The sequence below is a fragment of the Nonomuraea sp. NPDC052129 genome, assembly GCF_040680095.1.
Lineage (GTDB): Bacteria > Actinomycetota > Actinomycetes > Streptosporangiales > Streptosporangiaceae > Nonomuraea.
The window spans coordinates 128,363-141,716 of record NZ_JBFAVX010000020.1 but is presented as its reverse complement, the minus strand read 5'-3'; the positions used below and the strand labels follow the sequence as shown (position 1 = coordinate 141,716).

The window sequence follows — 13,354 nt, the reverse complement described above, 5'->3', positions numbered from 1 at the left end:
GAAACGCCCGCGAGCATGGGCCGTCCGCCGGGAACGCCCGCGACCGTGCGCCAGCCCTCCGGAACGCCCGAGACCGTAGGGCCGCCGGAGAGCGGACGTGGCTGGGGCGGTCAGAAGTAGTCCAGCATGTACGGCTTGGCGGCGAAGACAGTGTCCAGCAGTTCGTCGTAGCGCTCGTGCCCGGACATGAGGCCGCCGCGCCGCAGCGTGGCCGCCGGGATCCCCGCGTACAGGGCGGAGAGGCCGTTGATCGACAGCACCGCCCCGGACTCCCCCGAGTCCCCGAGCGGGGTGGCGGCCCCGGCGCCGCCGGAGAACTCCAGCCGCCAGCGCCCCGTGTTGCCCGCCCGCAGCCGGTCGGTCACCTCGACGACCGCCTCGCCCGCGACGGCGGCCGGGTATCCCCTGCGCTCCACGGCCGCCGCCACGTCGAGGACGCGGAACATCCACCGCACCTGCTTGATGGTCTCCGTGGACCGCTCACGCAGCAGCCACAGCACCGGGTCGTCGGGCGCGACATTGGCGGTGACGTGCGCGGCCATCGACGACGCGCTGCCCACCAGCGACCACAGCGCCCTGGCGGTCTCCTCGGACTCGGCGACGAGGTTGTCGACCTCGATGTCCGGGCCGGCCCAGCGGTAGACGACATAGCCGTCCTGCGCCAGATAGAGGAAGTCGTCCTCCTGGCCGAGCCACAGCGCCCAGGTGCGTTCGTCCCATGAGACGGGGCCGGAGGCGCGCGCGGCGCCGTGCGCCCGCCGCAGCACCGAGACCACCTCGGCCGCGTCGCCGGGACCCATCCTGCGCAGCTCGACCCGGCCGCTCGGCGGGATCGTCCGCAGCGACTCGGCCGGGAGCGTGACGCGGTGCTGCGCCCCCGCGTGCTCGTAGCCGGCCGAGCGGTAGAGCGGCGTGGTGGCCGGATAGAGCGCGGACACGGCATCGCCGAACGCCACGGCCCGCTCCACGGTGGCCTGCATGAGCCGGCCGCCGACCCCCTTGCCGCGATCCTCCGGGCTGACGGTGACGGCCGCGACCCCGGCCAAGGGCTGCGGCTTGCCGTGCCACCACTGGGTGAACGGGCGCAGCCGCGAGGTCGCGACCAGCCTGGGCCCGTCGAACATGCCCAGGTAGCGGCCCTCGGCCAGCGCCGGCAGCGCCGCCTGGCGCCAGCGCTCCCGCTCGGCGGCCGGAACCAGGCCGAAGGAGCGCTGGCGGAGGTCGAGAACGGCGTCAAGGTCGTCGGAGGTCACATCACGGATGTCCACGGTCCCACAATTTACGCAGGTGAGGCGTCCGCCCGCGAACGGCCCACGGTGATGGCGAGCCGGTCGAGGTAGAGCAGCTGCGCGGCGACGATCCCGATCAGGGCGATCGCGACAACGGCCAGCGGCGTGGCCAGGCCGACCTCGGGCGGGGCCGAGGTGTAGCCGCTGGTCCGGGTGAGCAGCTGGACCGGCGCGGTGGCCAGGCCGGGGTCCTGGGCGACAAGCAGGGGCCACAGGAGTTCCTGGCCGTTCACGAGTGTGACGGCCAGGACGAGGATGCCGGCCATGGGCAGCGAGGGCAGGACCACGCCGCCCAGGAAGTCCTTGCCGGTCCGCGCGGCCAGTCCCTTGCACAGCAGCGTCAGGATCAGCAGGGCGGGCACGCTGACCAGCACCGGCTGGACGAGGGCGATGAAGGAGTCGATCAGGCTCATGCCGCGGACGGTGCGCCAGCCGGCCAGGCTCAGCGGGCCCATCCCGACGAACAGCCAGGGGGCGAATACCAGCAGCAGCCACTCGCTCCTGCGGCCCAGCGGCCGCAGCCCGCCGATGCCGAGCGCCCCGAGGTAGGCGACGCCCACCGACACCAGCGCGCCGATCAGTGCGGGCGCCCAGGTGTTGACGACCGTGCGCCACCCGGACGGGGCCGCGGCTGCCGGCTGGGCGGGCGCCAGCAGCGCCGACAGCCACGGCCAGGTCAAGGCGAGCCCGACGGCGGCGACGACCACCAGCGCCACCACGCCGACGATCACCTTGGCCCCGGAGCCGGCTCGTACGACGGCCTGATCCGGGGTCGCCCCGCGGGGCTCGATCGTGATGCGCATGCCGCTCGCCGCCGCCACGCAGACCGCGCCGATCCCCAGGACACCCAGGACCAGCCCCATGACGGTCGCCACCGTGGCGCCCAGCCCGACCCTGCCCACCATGAAGGTGTAGGTGTACTGGACGAGACTCAGCGTCTGTGTGGACCCGTTGGGGCCGCCGTGCGTCATGGTCAGCCCGATCGCGAACGTCTGCAGCCCGGCGGCGACCATCGCCAGGGCGACGAGCCCGCCCACGGCCAGCATGGCCGGTGACACCGTGCCGCCGCGCAGCGCGGGCAGGAACGCCATCGTCGCCAGCGCGCAGACCACGCCGAAGGTGGCGGCGGCCATGATGAGCTGGAGCGTTCCCGGAGCCGTGGCGGGGTCGCGCAGGCCCTCGGCCATCGTGGCCAGGCCGGACGCGTCGGGCATCTGCCCGCGCATCCAGGAGATCGCCACGGCCACCGGCGAGAACGCCACCAGGGCGAGCGACAGTACGATCCGCCCGGCGCGCCTCGGCCACGCGCCCGACCAGTCGAGCGCCAGCGCGAGCAGCGGTCCCACCACCACGGCCACCAGCAGCGGGATGACCGTTATGGACAGCGTGAAGACCAGTGCCTTCCAGAACGCCCCTTGACCCAGCACCTGGCCGTAGTTGGCCAGTCCCACGAAGACGCTCGGTCCGGTGAGCCCGGCCGACTGGAGGCTGAGCAGGATCGTCTGGACGGTGGGCAGGAGCAAGGTGATCAACGTGCCCAGCAGGGCCGGCAGCAGGAGCAGCCAGCCGAGAGCCGGAGACGCGAAGGCGGGCGAGATGTCGGTAGAGGTACGGGGGGAGGTCACGACGCCCGACCTTACAGCGGACTCAGATCAGGCGTGCGCCATCACGCTTCCAGCTTCTCCATGATCTCGTCGGAGACGTCGAAGTTGGCGAAGACGTTCTGCACGTCGTCGCTGTCCTCGAGCGCGTCGATGAGGCGGAACACCTTCTTGGCGCCGTCCTCGTCGAGCGGCACGCTCATCGTGGGCAGGAAGCTCGACTCGGCGGAGTCGTAGTCGATGCCCGCCTCCTGGAGCGCCTTGCGCACCGGCACCAGGTCGCCGGCCTCGGAGACGACCTCGAAGGAGTCGCCCAGGTCGTTGACCTCCTCGGCGCCCGCCTCCAGCACGGCCGTCAGCACGTCGTCCTCGTCGAGCCCCTGCTTGGGCACGAGCACGACGCCCTTGCGGTGGAACATGTAGGACACCGAGTTGGGGTCGGCCAGCGAGCCGCCGTTGCGGGTGAGCGCGACACGCACCTCGGAGGCCGCGCGGTTGCGGTTGTCGGTGAGGCACTCGATGAGCACCGCGACGCCGCCGGGCGCGTAGCCCTCGTACATGATGGTCTGCCAGTCGGCGCCGCCCGCCTCCAGGCCGCCGCCGCGCTTACGGGCCCGCTCGATGTTGTCGTTGGGCACCGAGTTCTTCTTGGCCTTGAAGATGGCGTCGAAGAGCGTCGGGTTGGCGTCCGGATCGGGGCCGCCGGTCCGGGCCGCCACCTCGATGTTCTTGATGAGCTTCGCGAACAGCTTGCCGCGCTTGGCGTCGAGCGCGGCCTTCTTGTGCTTCGTCGTCGCCCATTTGGAGTGGCCGGACATTACCTAGAGCTCCCTCAGCATGTCTACGAAGTATCGGTGCACGCGCGTGTCACCCGTCAGCTCAGGGTGGAACGAGGTCGCGAGCAGCGGTCCTTGGCGGACCGCGACGATCCTATCCCCAGGCTCGGCGATGCCCAGCACTTCGACGTCCGTGCCGACCGATTCGACCCATGGGGCGCGGATGAAGATGGCGTGCACCCGCTCGCCGGCGAAGTCCAGATCGGACTCGAAGGAGTCGATCTGGCGGCCGAAGGCGTTGCGCCTGACGACCATGTCGATGCCGCCGATGGTCTGCTGTCCCTCGGCGCCGTCCTCGATCCGGTCGGCCAGCATGATCATGCCGGCGCAGGAGCCATAGGCGGGCATGCCGTCCTTGATCCGCATCCGCAGGGGTTCGAGCAGGTCGAAGGTGTCGGCGAGCTTCCACATCGTGGTCGATTCGCCGCCGGGGATGACCAGGCCGTCGACCGTGTCCAGCTCGGCGGGCCGGCGTACGGCGATGGCCGACGCGCCGGCCTCCTGGAGCATGCGCACATGCTCGCGCACGCTCCCTTGGAGAGCGAGTACACCGATCGTGGGCACGGTGATCCTTCCGTCCGGCTTACGGGTTTCGGATAATTCAACACTAGGACGGCCTGGGATCTTCCTAGGGGTGGGCGATCACGCCGCCGCGGCGGCCTCCTGGGCCACGACGTCCACGCGGGACAGGGCGCTCAGGTGGTGGCGCCGGGCGTACAGGATGGCCATGCCGATCAGGCAGCACAGGGCGCCCAGCGCGTACGGGACCGGGGCGCCGAGTTCCTCGCCCAGCTTGGTGGCGATGAAGGGGGCGAGGGCACCGCCCATCCAGCGGACGAAGTTGTAACCGGCGGAGGCGACGGGCCGGGGCGCGTCGGAGACCTCCATGGCCGACTCGGTGAAGACGGTGTTGTTCAGGCCGATCGGGATGCCGGACAGGATCGTGCAGACGATGATCCCGGCGTGCCCCGACACGGCGATGCCGACCTGGAGGACGGCCAGCACGGCCAGGGCCAGGTGCAGGACGTTCACCGAGCCGATCCGGCGCTGCAGCGGCGGCGCGCCGAACACCGAGGCGAGCGCCACGCACACGCCCCAGCCGAAGAACACCGCGCCGATGCCGTAGGCGGTCATGTGCAGGATGAACGGGGTGAAGGCGAGGATCGTGAAGAAGGCGAAGTTGTAGAACAGCGCGGTGAAGGCCGTGGTGGACAGGCCGCCATGGGCCAGGGCCCGCAGGGGCGCGCTCAGCTTGGTCCTGACGGCGGGCTTGGGCGTCTTCTCCAGCAGCGTGGCGATCAGCACGAACCCGGCGGCCATCAGCGTGGCGGTGCCGAAGAAGGGGGCTCGCCAGTTCCAGTCGCCGAGCAGCGCGCCGGCCAGCGGGCCCGCGGAGATGCCCAGGCCGAGCGCGGCCTCGTACAGGATGATGGCCGCGGCGCCGCCGCCGCTGGCCGCGCCGACGATGACGGCGAGCGCGGTGGCCACGAACAGCGCGTTGCCCAGGCCCCAGCCGGCGCGGAAGCCGACGAGCTCGGCGACGCTGGTGGAGGTGCCCGCGAGCGCGGCGAAGACGATGACCAGCGCGAGCCCGGCCAGCAGGGTGCGCTTGCCGCCGATGCGGCTGGAGACCCAGCCGGTCAGCAGCATGGCGACGGCGGTCACCAGGAAGTAGCTGGTGAACAGCAGTGACACCTGGCTGGGCGTGGCCTTCAGACCTTGGGCGATGGACGGCAGGATGGGGTCGACGAGACCGATGCCCATGAAGGCGACCACCGCGGCGAAGGCGGTGGCCCAGACGGACATCGGCTGACGAAGGATTCCGCCACCGGACTGCATAGTGCTCCTCTCATGTGCGGCCGAGCTTCGCCAATGTGGGCAAGGCGACCGCCAGGGCGGCTCGCTCGTCATCGCTGAGCGCCGCCAGTTCCCGGCTGAGGTGGGCGATCCTGGCCTGGCGTACGGCCCGCAGCCGGACGCGGCCTTCGTCGGTGAGCTCGACCGTCCTGACGCGGGCGTCGGCCGGGTCAGAGCCTCTGGCCACCAGTCCCGCCTCTTCCAGGCGGTTGATCTGCACGGACATGGTGGGCAGTTGTACGGCGTGCTCCTCGGCCAGCTCCGTCATCCGGCGCGGGCCGGGCTCCAGGGAGCCGAGGACGGCGTACTGCTGGCTGGTGACCGGCTGGCCCGCCACCGTGCGCCTGAGCAGCAGCACCAGGTGGCGGAGCACCGCGGAGACCTGTTCGGCCAGCTCGGTGGGATCGTCCCTCATAATACTTAGCCTAACTAACTTAGCCTGGCTAATATTCCAGGCATGGAAAAGGCGGCGCCCTGTCGGACGCCGCCTCGCCGGAAATTACGGGCGTTCGGTCTCCAGGCGGACGGTCTCGTCCACCGTGACGCGCCGCGCGAGCACGGACGGGTCGAGCGGCCGCAGGTACGTCTGCTGCACCCCGGGGACACGGTCCTCGACCACGAACGTCGCCCTCGTGTACGCCTCCGCGCCGGGCTCCCGCAGGTGGGGCACCACCTTGAAGTCCGCGGTGAGCGCGTCGCGCTCGATCTTCGTCACCACGTAGCCGCGCTGGTTGTTGTAGAACTTCAGGTGCGGGTTGATGGCCAGGAACGGGTGCGTGGCCGGGTCGGAGTCCGCGCCGTCGCCGCCGGTGGAGATCGAGCTGGCCACCAGTTCGGAGCCCACGCTCGGGCCGGTCGGGTCGTCGTAGTTCAGCTTCAGGTCACTGGCCCAGTGCGCGTGCACGTCGCCGGTCAGCACGACGGGGTTGCGGACCTTGGCGTCGACCCAGCCCTGCGTGATCCGCTGGCGGGAGGCGACGTACCCGTCCCAGGCGTCCATGCTGGTCACCTTGGCCGGGCCGGCGTTGTTGTCACGCTGGGCGAAGAACACCTGCTGGCCGATGATGTCCCACTGCGCCCGCGACTTGTGGAAGCCGTCGACCAGCCACTCCTCCTGCGCCGCGCCGGTGATCGACCTCGCCGGGTCCACTGCGGCCGGGCAGTCCTTGTAGCCGTCGCCGCAGCCCTGGTCGTCGCGGTACTGGCGGGTGTCGAGCATGTGGAAGCTGGCCATCCGGCCCCAGCGCACGCGCCGGTAGAGCTGCATGTCGATGCCGCGCGGGATGGAGGTGCGGCGCAGCGGCATGTTCTCGTAGTAGGCCCGGAAGGCGGCCTCGCGGCGCTGCAGGAAGGTCGGCTGGTCCTCGGCGTGCTCCGGGACCTCGTCGGCCCAGTTGTTGTCCACCTCGTGGTCGTCGAAGACGACGAGCCAGGGGGCGGCGGCGTGGGCGGCCTGAAGGTCGGGGTCGGCCTTGTACTGGGCGTGGCGCTGGCGGTAGTTGGCCAGCGTGACGGTCTCGGGGCCCTCGTGGTTTCGTACGTTGCCGCCGGGGATGTTGTAGGTGTTCTTGGTGTATTCGTACTGGTAGTCGCCCAGGTGCAGGATGAGGTCCGGGTGCTCCTCGGCCAGCCTCCGGTAGGAGGTGAAGTAGCCGTGCTCGTACTGGGCGCAGGAGACGAAGGCCATCGACAGGGCGCCGCCGTACGACAGCGGGTGCGGAGCAGTCCTGGCCCGGCCGACGGGCGAGACGTACGGGCCGACGCGGAAGCGGTACCAGAACTCACGGTCGGAGCCGAGACTGTCGACCTCGACGTGCACGCTGTGGCCCCATTCGGGGGCGGCCACGGTGACGCCGCTGCGGACCACGCGACGGCAACGCTCGTCGGAGTAGATCTGCCACAGCACCGGGAACGGCCGCTGCGGCATGCCGCCGAAACCGTCCTCGGCCAGCGGCTGCTGGGCCAGCCGGGTCCACAGCACGAAGCCCTCGTGGTCGGGGTCGCCGCTCGCGACGCCGAGCGTGAACGGGTCGGTGGTAAGGCCCCGCGAGGCCAGACTCTGGGCGGTCTCGGCGGCGGGGTCCGGGGTGGGGTCGGCGTGGGCGGCGGTGGCCGGGAGAGCCGCGGCGGCACCCGCGGTTAACCCGGCGACGAGGAAGTGCCGGCGGTTGAGCTTGGACACGGGGCGCTCCTGGGACGATCAATGGGGAGGGGGCGTCCCGTAGCCTGACTCAGAATCGTGACGCCCGGGTGAACACCACCTAACACGAAAAAGGCGACATCCTTCACGGATATCGCCCTTTTCGGAAATTTCCGTCGTCGTGGCGGTGTGCCCGGCGTACTAGATCATTTCATTCCGAGTCGTGCGTGACCTGCGGCGACACGCCGCACCGCGGCCGATGTCACCAACCGCGCTCGGCGAGGCGGTGCGGCTGGGGGATGTCGTCGACGTTGATGCCGACCATCGCCTCGCCCAGCCCGCGCGAGACCTTGGCGATCACGTCGGGGTCGTCGTAGAACGTGGTGGCCTTGACGATGGCGGCGGCGCGCTTGGCCGGGTCGCCCGACTTGAAGATGCCGGAGCCGACGAACACGCCCTCGGCCCCGAGTTGCATCATCATCGCCGCGTCGGCCGGGGTGGCGATGCCGCCCGCGGTGAACAGCACGACGGGCAGCTTGCCGGTGCGGGCCACCTCGGCGACCAGCTCGTACGGCGCCTGCAGCTCCTTGGCCGCGACGTAGAGCTCGTCCTCGGGCAGCGAGCTGAGCCGCTTGAGCTCACCACGGATCGTCCGCATGTGAGTGACCGCGTTGGAGACGTCGCCGGTGCCGGCCTCACCCTTGGAACGGATCATGGCCGCGCCCTCGGTGATGCGGCGCAGGGCCTCGCCCAGGTTCGTCGCGCCGCACACGAAGGGCACGGTGAACTGCCACTTGTCGATGTGGTTGGCGTAGTCGGCCGGGGTCAGCACCTCGGACTCGTCGACGTAGTCGACGCCCAGGGCCTGCAGCACGCGGGCCTCGGTGAAGTGGCCGATGCGGGCCTTGGCCATGACCGGGATCGACACGGCGGCGATGATGCCGTCGATCATGTCGGGATCGCTCATCCGGGACACGCCGCCCTGCGCGCGGATGTCGGCGGGCACGCGCTCCAGGGCCATCACGGCGACGGCGCCGGCGTCTTCGGCGATCTTCGCCTGCTCGGGGGTGACGACGTCCATGATGACGCCGCCCTTGAGCATCTCGGCCATGCCACGCTTGACGCGCGCGGTGCCGGTGACGGGGGTGTTTTCGGGCGTGCTGGACACGACGGTCTTCCTCACAAAAGCGAACGGTAAGTTATCAAACCCATGGTAGGTCCTGAGGGCCTCTCTCCTGACACGCCACCATGTCAGGATTTATCAGCCCTCTTGTACATCTAGGTGCGCATTTCACGGGATGACGGGCTTGCGACTGGCGAGCGCGACCCAGACCTGGCCGGGCGCGAAGTTCATCGGCTCGCCACTCTCCGTGGTGAAGGTCGTGCCGCTCTCCTCCGACTTGCGCTCCCACTTGGCCTTGTACGCCTTGCCGTCGCGCAGCACCACCGCCGAGCCCTCGCCGACGCTGTGCACCAGGGGCGTGTAGCTCTGGTTCTTGTCGTGGAACTGGGAGCGCTCGGTCTTGGTGTACTGGACGACGATCGTGGGCGCGCCGAGCTGGCCGCCCTCCGCCGCCATGTCCTTCTTGCCGTCCTGCCAGATCATCCACTTCTTGTCCGTCTCGGACCAGCCGAAGGTGAAGCGGGCGCCGGGCCACTTGACGCTGTAGGTCTTCTTGTCCACGCCGCCGTCGGCCGGAGCGTCGCCGAAGGTGAAGCCGATGTCCTTGGCCTTGTCGGCGCCCGGGGCCCGCGACAGCAGCTTCTTGGTGTTGGCGAACAGGTTGTAAGGGGCGAAGCGGCCCGGCTGGCGGAAGAAGGCGCCCGGGTTACGGGTGTCGCCGACGTCGTACAGCGACGCCTTGGCCATGAACGGCAGCATCAGCGACTGCACGCCCGAGTAGGCGAAGGCGGGCTTGCCGAACTGCGGCACGATGTGCAGGTCAGAGATGCGGGCACTACGTACGGGCCCCACCTTGGCCGGCAGCTTGGAGGAGAAGACCGCCATCAGACGGGTCAGACCGGCCTCGACCTGCTCGATGTAGACGATGTCCGCGCTCTTGAGCCCGAGCTGGGGCTTGCCGGCGGCGGTGTTCTCGATCTTCACGGCGAGCACCGGCTTGGCGGCGCCCTCCATCGGCAGTCCGGTGAACGGGTGGGTCTTGCCGGGCTCGGCCGCGGGCTCCTCGGTCGGGGACGCCGTGGTCGCCTGCGGGGCCTTGCCCGCCGCGGGCTCGTTCGACGAGCAGGCCGCGACCGGCAGCAGAACCGCCGCTCCGGCCAGCGTCACGGTAATCATCCGAGGTAGCCGCACCTGTGTACTCCTCCGCATGGGCCAAGAAACGGAAGAAGCCTACCGGCGCTCTCCAAATCGGGTCATTCAGTTGCCATAGTCGCCGGCGGATTGTCATCTATTTCGAAGAATTGGGGGTATTCGGTATGTCCGGCCAGGCGAAGGACTCTGGCGAGCCAGCGCCGCTGAGCCGTTCGCGTGACACCCACGGCGCTGTTGTAGAAACGGCGCGAATAGACGACCTTGGCCACGGCCGCGCCGAGCTCTTCGAGCAGCGCCTGCCCGCCCGGCGACTCCGACAGCTTCTCGGTGAAGCGCTCCTGCTCGACCACGGCGCGCAGCGCGCCCGACAGGTCGCTCTCGGCGTGCTCGCGATCGTCCGGCCCGGCCATCCTGGCCTCGTGCGCCGCCGCGGCCAGCACCAGCGAGGTCGCCGGATCGAGCAGCCGGGAGCCGGCCAGCTCCAGCACCACGGCCCGGCGCCGCATGAGCGCGGCGTCGAGCGCCTCGCGGGCCAGCTCCAGCCGGATGTGCAACCGGTCGAGGCGGCCCGCCCGCCAGGAGATGTAGACGGCCGTGAGCACCACGACGATGCCCGCGATCAGCACGATCATGGTCGACGTCACAGCTCATCCCCCACGTCGCTGACCGAGGTCACAGGTCTTCCTCCACGCCGCCCGCGCCACTGGCCGTCACCGTCTCATAGACCCGGACGACGTCACGGGCGACCGTCGACCAGTCGTACTTGCCGACCGCGACCAGCGCCTCCTCGGCCAGCTTCGCGCGGCGCTCCGGGGCGTCGAGCAGCGCCGCCGCCTCGCGGGCCAGCGAGGCCGGGTCGCCGTTGGCGAACAGCGCGCCCGCCTGCCCCTCGCCCAGCACCTTGCGGAAGGCCGGAATGTCGCTGGCCAGCACGGTCGCGCCGGAGGCCATGGCCTCGGCCAGCACGATGCCGAAGCTCTCGCCCCGGGTATTGGGCGCGCAGAACACGTCGACCGAGTGGTAGGCGCGGATCTTGTCGGCCTCGCTGACCATGCCGAGCACGGTGACCCGGTTGTGCAGCTCCTTGGGCACCCGGTCGTAGACGTCCTTGGCGTCGCCCGGCCCGGCGATGAGCAGCTTGAGCTCCGGACGTTCGGCCGCCAGCGGCTTGAAGGCGTCCAGCAGGATCGGCAGGCCCTTGCGCTCCTCGTCCATCCGGCCGAGGAAGCCGAGCGTGGCGCCGTCTGGCCCCCAGCCGTCGAGCGGCTCGGCGTGGGCGTAGCGGCTGACGGTCACCCCGTTGGGGATCAGCACGGTGTCGCCGCCGAACTGCTCGACCAGGCTCTTACGGGCCGCGTCGGAGACCGCGATGCGCCCGCTGAGCTTCTCCAGCGCGCTGCGCAGCAGCGGCTCGGCCACCGCGATGGCCCGCGAGCGCGTCCAGGAGGCGTGGAAGGTGGCCACGATCGGCCCCTTGGCCGCCCAGCAGGCCAGCACGCCCAGGCTCGGCACCAGCGGCTCGTGGATGTGCAGCACGTCGAAGTGGCCGTCGCGCACCCAGCGCCGGACCCGGGCCGCCGAGATGAAGCCGAACGACATCCTGGCCACCGACCCGTTGTAGGGCACCGGGATGGCCCGGCCCGCGCCCGTCACGTACGGCGGCAACTCCTCGTCGTCGGCGGCCGGCGCGATGACCGAGACCTCGTGCTCCTGCGCGATGAGCGCCTGGGCCAGGTCGTCGATGTGCTGTTTGACCCCGCCGGGCATGTCCCAGGAATAGGGACAGACGATGCCCACCTTCATCTCGCCAGGTCCTCCAGCCAGAGCCGCTGCAGCATGTGCCAGTCCTCCGGGTGCTCGGCGATGCCCTTCTCGAAGACGTCCGTCAGCCGCTGCGCCACGATGGCGACCTTCTCCTGCCTGGTGCCCTCCTCGGGCACGGGGATCTCCTCGTGGATGTCGATCCCCCAGTCGTCGCCGTGGAAGTAGACGGTGGCGGGCAGCAGCGCCGCGCCCGTCTGGACGGCCAGCAGCGGCGGGCCCGCGGGCACCTTGGTGGCCGAGCCGAAGAAGCGCACCTCGATGCCGCTCTTGGTCAGGTCGCGCTCGGCGGGCAGGCAGACGACGCCGCCCCGGCGTACGCGCGTGGCCAGTGTCCCGAAGTTGTGGCCGTCACCGCCCGTGAGCGGCAGCACCTCCATGCCCAGACCCTCGCGGAAGGCGACATAGCGGCGGAACAGCGACTCGGGCTTGAGCCGCTCCGCGACGGTCGCGAACGGGTGGCCCACGCCCACCAGCCACGCGCCGGCCTGGTCCCAGTTGCCCATGTGCGGCAGCGCCAGCACCACCCCGCGCCCGGCGGCCACCGTGTCGTGAATGTGCTCGGCGCCGGTCACGTGCGTGCGGCGGACGATGTCCTCGCGGCGCATCGACGGCAGCCGGAACACCTCGTGGAAATAGCGGAAGTAGGAGCGCATGCCGGCCCGGCTCAGCTCGCGCAGCTCGCCGCTGCCGGGATCGAGCCCGGTCACCCTGGCCAGGTTGGACTCCAGGCGGCGCACCGACCTGCCGCGCTTGCGCCACACCCGGTCGGCCAGCAGCCGGAACGCCCCCGCGGTCGCGCGCTGGGGCAGCAGCGGGACGAGCTTCCAGCCGGCCGCGAACCCCGCGGCGACGACCCGATCGGTGACCGAGATCTTCTGGCTCATCGCTCCCTCGTCTGCCGCGTCTGTGAGTGGACGTGGACCACCCGCTGCACCACCGTGACCGCGCTGGCCAGCGCCAGCAGCCACATCCCCGCGGGCAGGACGTACGGTACGCCGAGCCCGGCGAAGAAGGTGGCCACCAGCGCGACGACCAGCCGCTCCGGCCGCTCGGCCAGCCCCACGTCACAGGTGAGCCCGAGGCCCTCCGCCCTGGCCTTGGCGTAGGACACCAGCGTCCCGGCGACCAGGCAGGCCAGCGTCACCGCGGCCATCAGCGCGTCGTCCTTCGAGATGAAGTAAAGAATCAGCCCGGAAAATATGGCCGCGTCGGCCACCCTGTCGAGGGTCGAGTCGAGGAAGGCCCCCCAGGTGCTGCCGCCCTTGCCGCCGAGCCGGGCCACCAGGCCGTCGAGCAGGTCGAACAGCACGAACACCGTGATCAGCAGGGCGCCCCAGGACAGCTGACCCAGCGGGAAGAAGAGCAGGGCGCAGACGACGGTGCCGATCGTGCCGATCGCCGTGACGACGTTCGGCCCGATCCCGCGGGCGGCCAGAGCCCTGCCCAGCGGGGTGAGTATCCGGGTCATGGCCGGGCGCAGGAGTTTCAGCATCGCGGTCTGATCGTAGGCCATTTACGAGCCGACGACTTTC

General features: G+C 70.6%; 13 protein-coding genes. All 13 read right to left on the bottom strand.

The window, feature by feature from the left end:
- Nucleotides 1-110: 110 nt before the first annotated feature.
- Nucleotides 111-1,268: a GNAT family N-acetyltransferase gene (locus AB0L53_RS35655; RefSeq protein WP_364003607.1), complete on the bottom strand. Its 1,158-nt coding sequence runs from the start codon at nucleotides 1,266-1,268 to the stop codon at nucleotides 111-113.
- Between the two features lie 11 nt (nucleotides 1,269-1,279).
- A complete protein-coding gene (locus AB0L53_RS35650) occupies nucleotides 1,280-2,914 on the bottom strand; it encodes a hypothetical protein (protein ID WP_364003604.1) in 1,635 nt (544 codons plus the stop codon).
- Between the two features lie 41 nt (nucleotides 2,915-2,955).
- Nucleotides 2,956-3,708 (bottom strand): YebC/PmpR family DNA-binding transcriptional regulator, encoded by a 753-nt coding sequence (locus tag AB0L53_RS35645; protein WP_357654744.1) that lies wholly within the window; start codon nucleotides 3,706-3,708, stop codon nucleotides 2,956-2,958.
- A 3-nt stretch (nucleotides 3,709-3,711) separates the two neighbouring features.
- Nucleotides 3,712-4,290, bottom strand: a complete 579-nt coding sequence (gene pdxT, locus AB0L53_RS35640) for a pyridoxal 5'-phosphate synthase glutaminase subunit PdxT (RefSeq protein WP_357955577.1) — start codon at nucleotides 4,288-4,290, stop codon at nucleotides 3,712-3,714.
- Nucleotides 4,291-4,368: 78 nt separating this feature from the next.
- The gene (locus AB0L53_RS35635) at nucleotides 4,369-5,532 is read right to left on the bottom strand and encodes an MFS transporter (RefSeq protein ID WP_364003600.1); all 1,164 of its coding nucleotides are present in this window, start codon (nucleotides 5,530-5,532) and stop codon (nucleotides 4,369-4,371) included.
- A gap of 43 nt (nucleotides 5,533-5,575) precedes the next feature.
- Entirely contained in the window at nucleotides 5,576-5,998 is a 423-nt protein-coding gene (locus AB0L53_RS35630; protein ID WP_364003597.1) for a MarR family transcriptional regulator, read from the bottom strand.
- A gap of 84 nt (nucleotides 5,999-6,082) precedes the next feature.
- Nucleotides 6,083-7,765, bottom strand: coding sequence for an alkaline phosphatase D family protein (locus tag AB0L53_RS35625; protein WP_364003594.1), 1,683 nt, complete (start codon nucleotides 7,763-7,765; stop codon nucleotides 6,083-6,085).
- A gap of 220 nt (nucleotides 7,766-7,985) precedes the next feature.
- Nucleotides 7,986-8,906 carry a pyridoxal 5'-phosphate synthase lyase subunit PdxS gene (gene pdxS / locus AB0L53_RS35620; RefSeq protein ID WP_357654753.1) on the bottom strand — a complete coding sequence of 307 codons (921 nt, stop codon included), beginning with the start codon at nucleotides 8,904-8,906 and terminating at the stop codon, nucleotides 7,986-7,988.
- A 108-nt stretch (nucleotides 8,907-9,014) separates the two neighbouring features.
- A complete protein-coding gene (locus tag AB0L53_RS35615; RefSeq protein ID WP_364003591.1) occupies nucleotides 9,015-10,022 on the bottom strand; it encodes a DUF3048 domain-containing protein in 1,008 nt (335 codons plus the stop codon).
- 77 nt (nucleotides 10,023-10,099) lie between these two features.
- On the bottom strand, nucleotides 10,100-10,642 hold the full coding sequence (locus AB0L53_RS35610; protein WP_357955589.1) for a hypothetical protein: 543 nt from the start codon (nucleotides 10,640-10,642) through the stop codon (nucleotides 10,100-10,102).
- A 28-nt stretch (nucleotides 10,643-10,670) separates the two neighbouring features.
- Entirely contained in the window at nucleotides 10,671-11,801 is a 1,131-nt protein-coding gene (locus AB0L53_RS35605; protein ID WP_364003588.1) for a glycosyltransferase family 4 protein, read from the bottom strand.
- Nucleotides 11,798-12,706, bottom strand: coding sequence for a phosphatidylinositol mannoside acyltransferase (locus AB0L53_RS35600; protein WP_364003585.1), 909 nt, complete (start codon nucleotides 12,704-12,706; stop codon nucleotides 11,798-11,800). The genes AB0L53_RS35605 and AB0L53_RS35600 overlap by 4 nt, the downstream gene beginning before the upstream one ends.
- Nucleotides 12,703-13,314, bottom strand: coding sequence for a phosphatidylinositol phosphate synthase (pgsA, locus tag AB0L53_RS35595; protein ID WP_357955595.1), 612 nt, complete (start codon nucleotides 13,312-13,314; stop codon nucleotides 12,703-12,705). The genes AB0L53_RS35600 and pgsA overlap by 4 nt, the downstream gene beginning before the upstream one ends.
- Between the last annotated feature and the right edge of the window lie 40 nt (nucleotides 13,315-13,354).

What these genes read in the sequence shown, in the direction of transcription:
- AB0L53_RS35605 (WP_364003588.1), bottom strand. Translation starts at nt 11,801, where the DNA reads ATGAAGGTGGGCATCGTCTGTCCCTATTCCTGGGACATGCCCGGCGGG.
- AB0L53_RS35635 (WP_364003600.1), bottom strand. Translation starts at nt 5,532, where the DNA reads ATGTCCGTCTGGGCCACCGCCTTCGCCGCGGTGGTCGCCTTCATGGGC.
- AB0L53_RS35600 (WP_364003585.1), bottom strand. Translation starts at nt 12,706, where the DNA reads ATGAGCCAGAAGATCTCGGTCACCGATCGGGTCGTCGCCGCGGGGTTC.
- AB0L53_RS35615 (WP_364003591.1), bottom strand. Translation starts at nt 10,022, where the DNA reads ATGATTACCGTGACGCTGGCCGGAGCGGCGGTTCTGCTGCCGGTCGCG.
- pgsA (WP_357955595.1), bottom strand. Translation starts at nt 13,314, where the DNA reads ATGCTGAAACTCCTGCGCCCGGCCATGACCCGGATACTCACCCCGCTG.
- AB0L53_RS35645 (WP_357654744.1), bottom strand. Translation starts at nt 3,708, where the DNA reads ATGTCCGGCCACTCCAAATGGGCGACGACGAAGCACAAGAAGGCCGCG.
- AB0L53_RS35630 (WP_364003597.1), bottom strand. Translation starts at nt 5,998, where the DNA reads ATGAGGGACGATCCCACCGAGCTGGCCGAACAGGTCTCCGCGGTGCTC.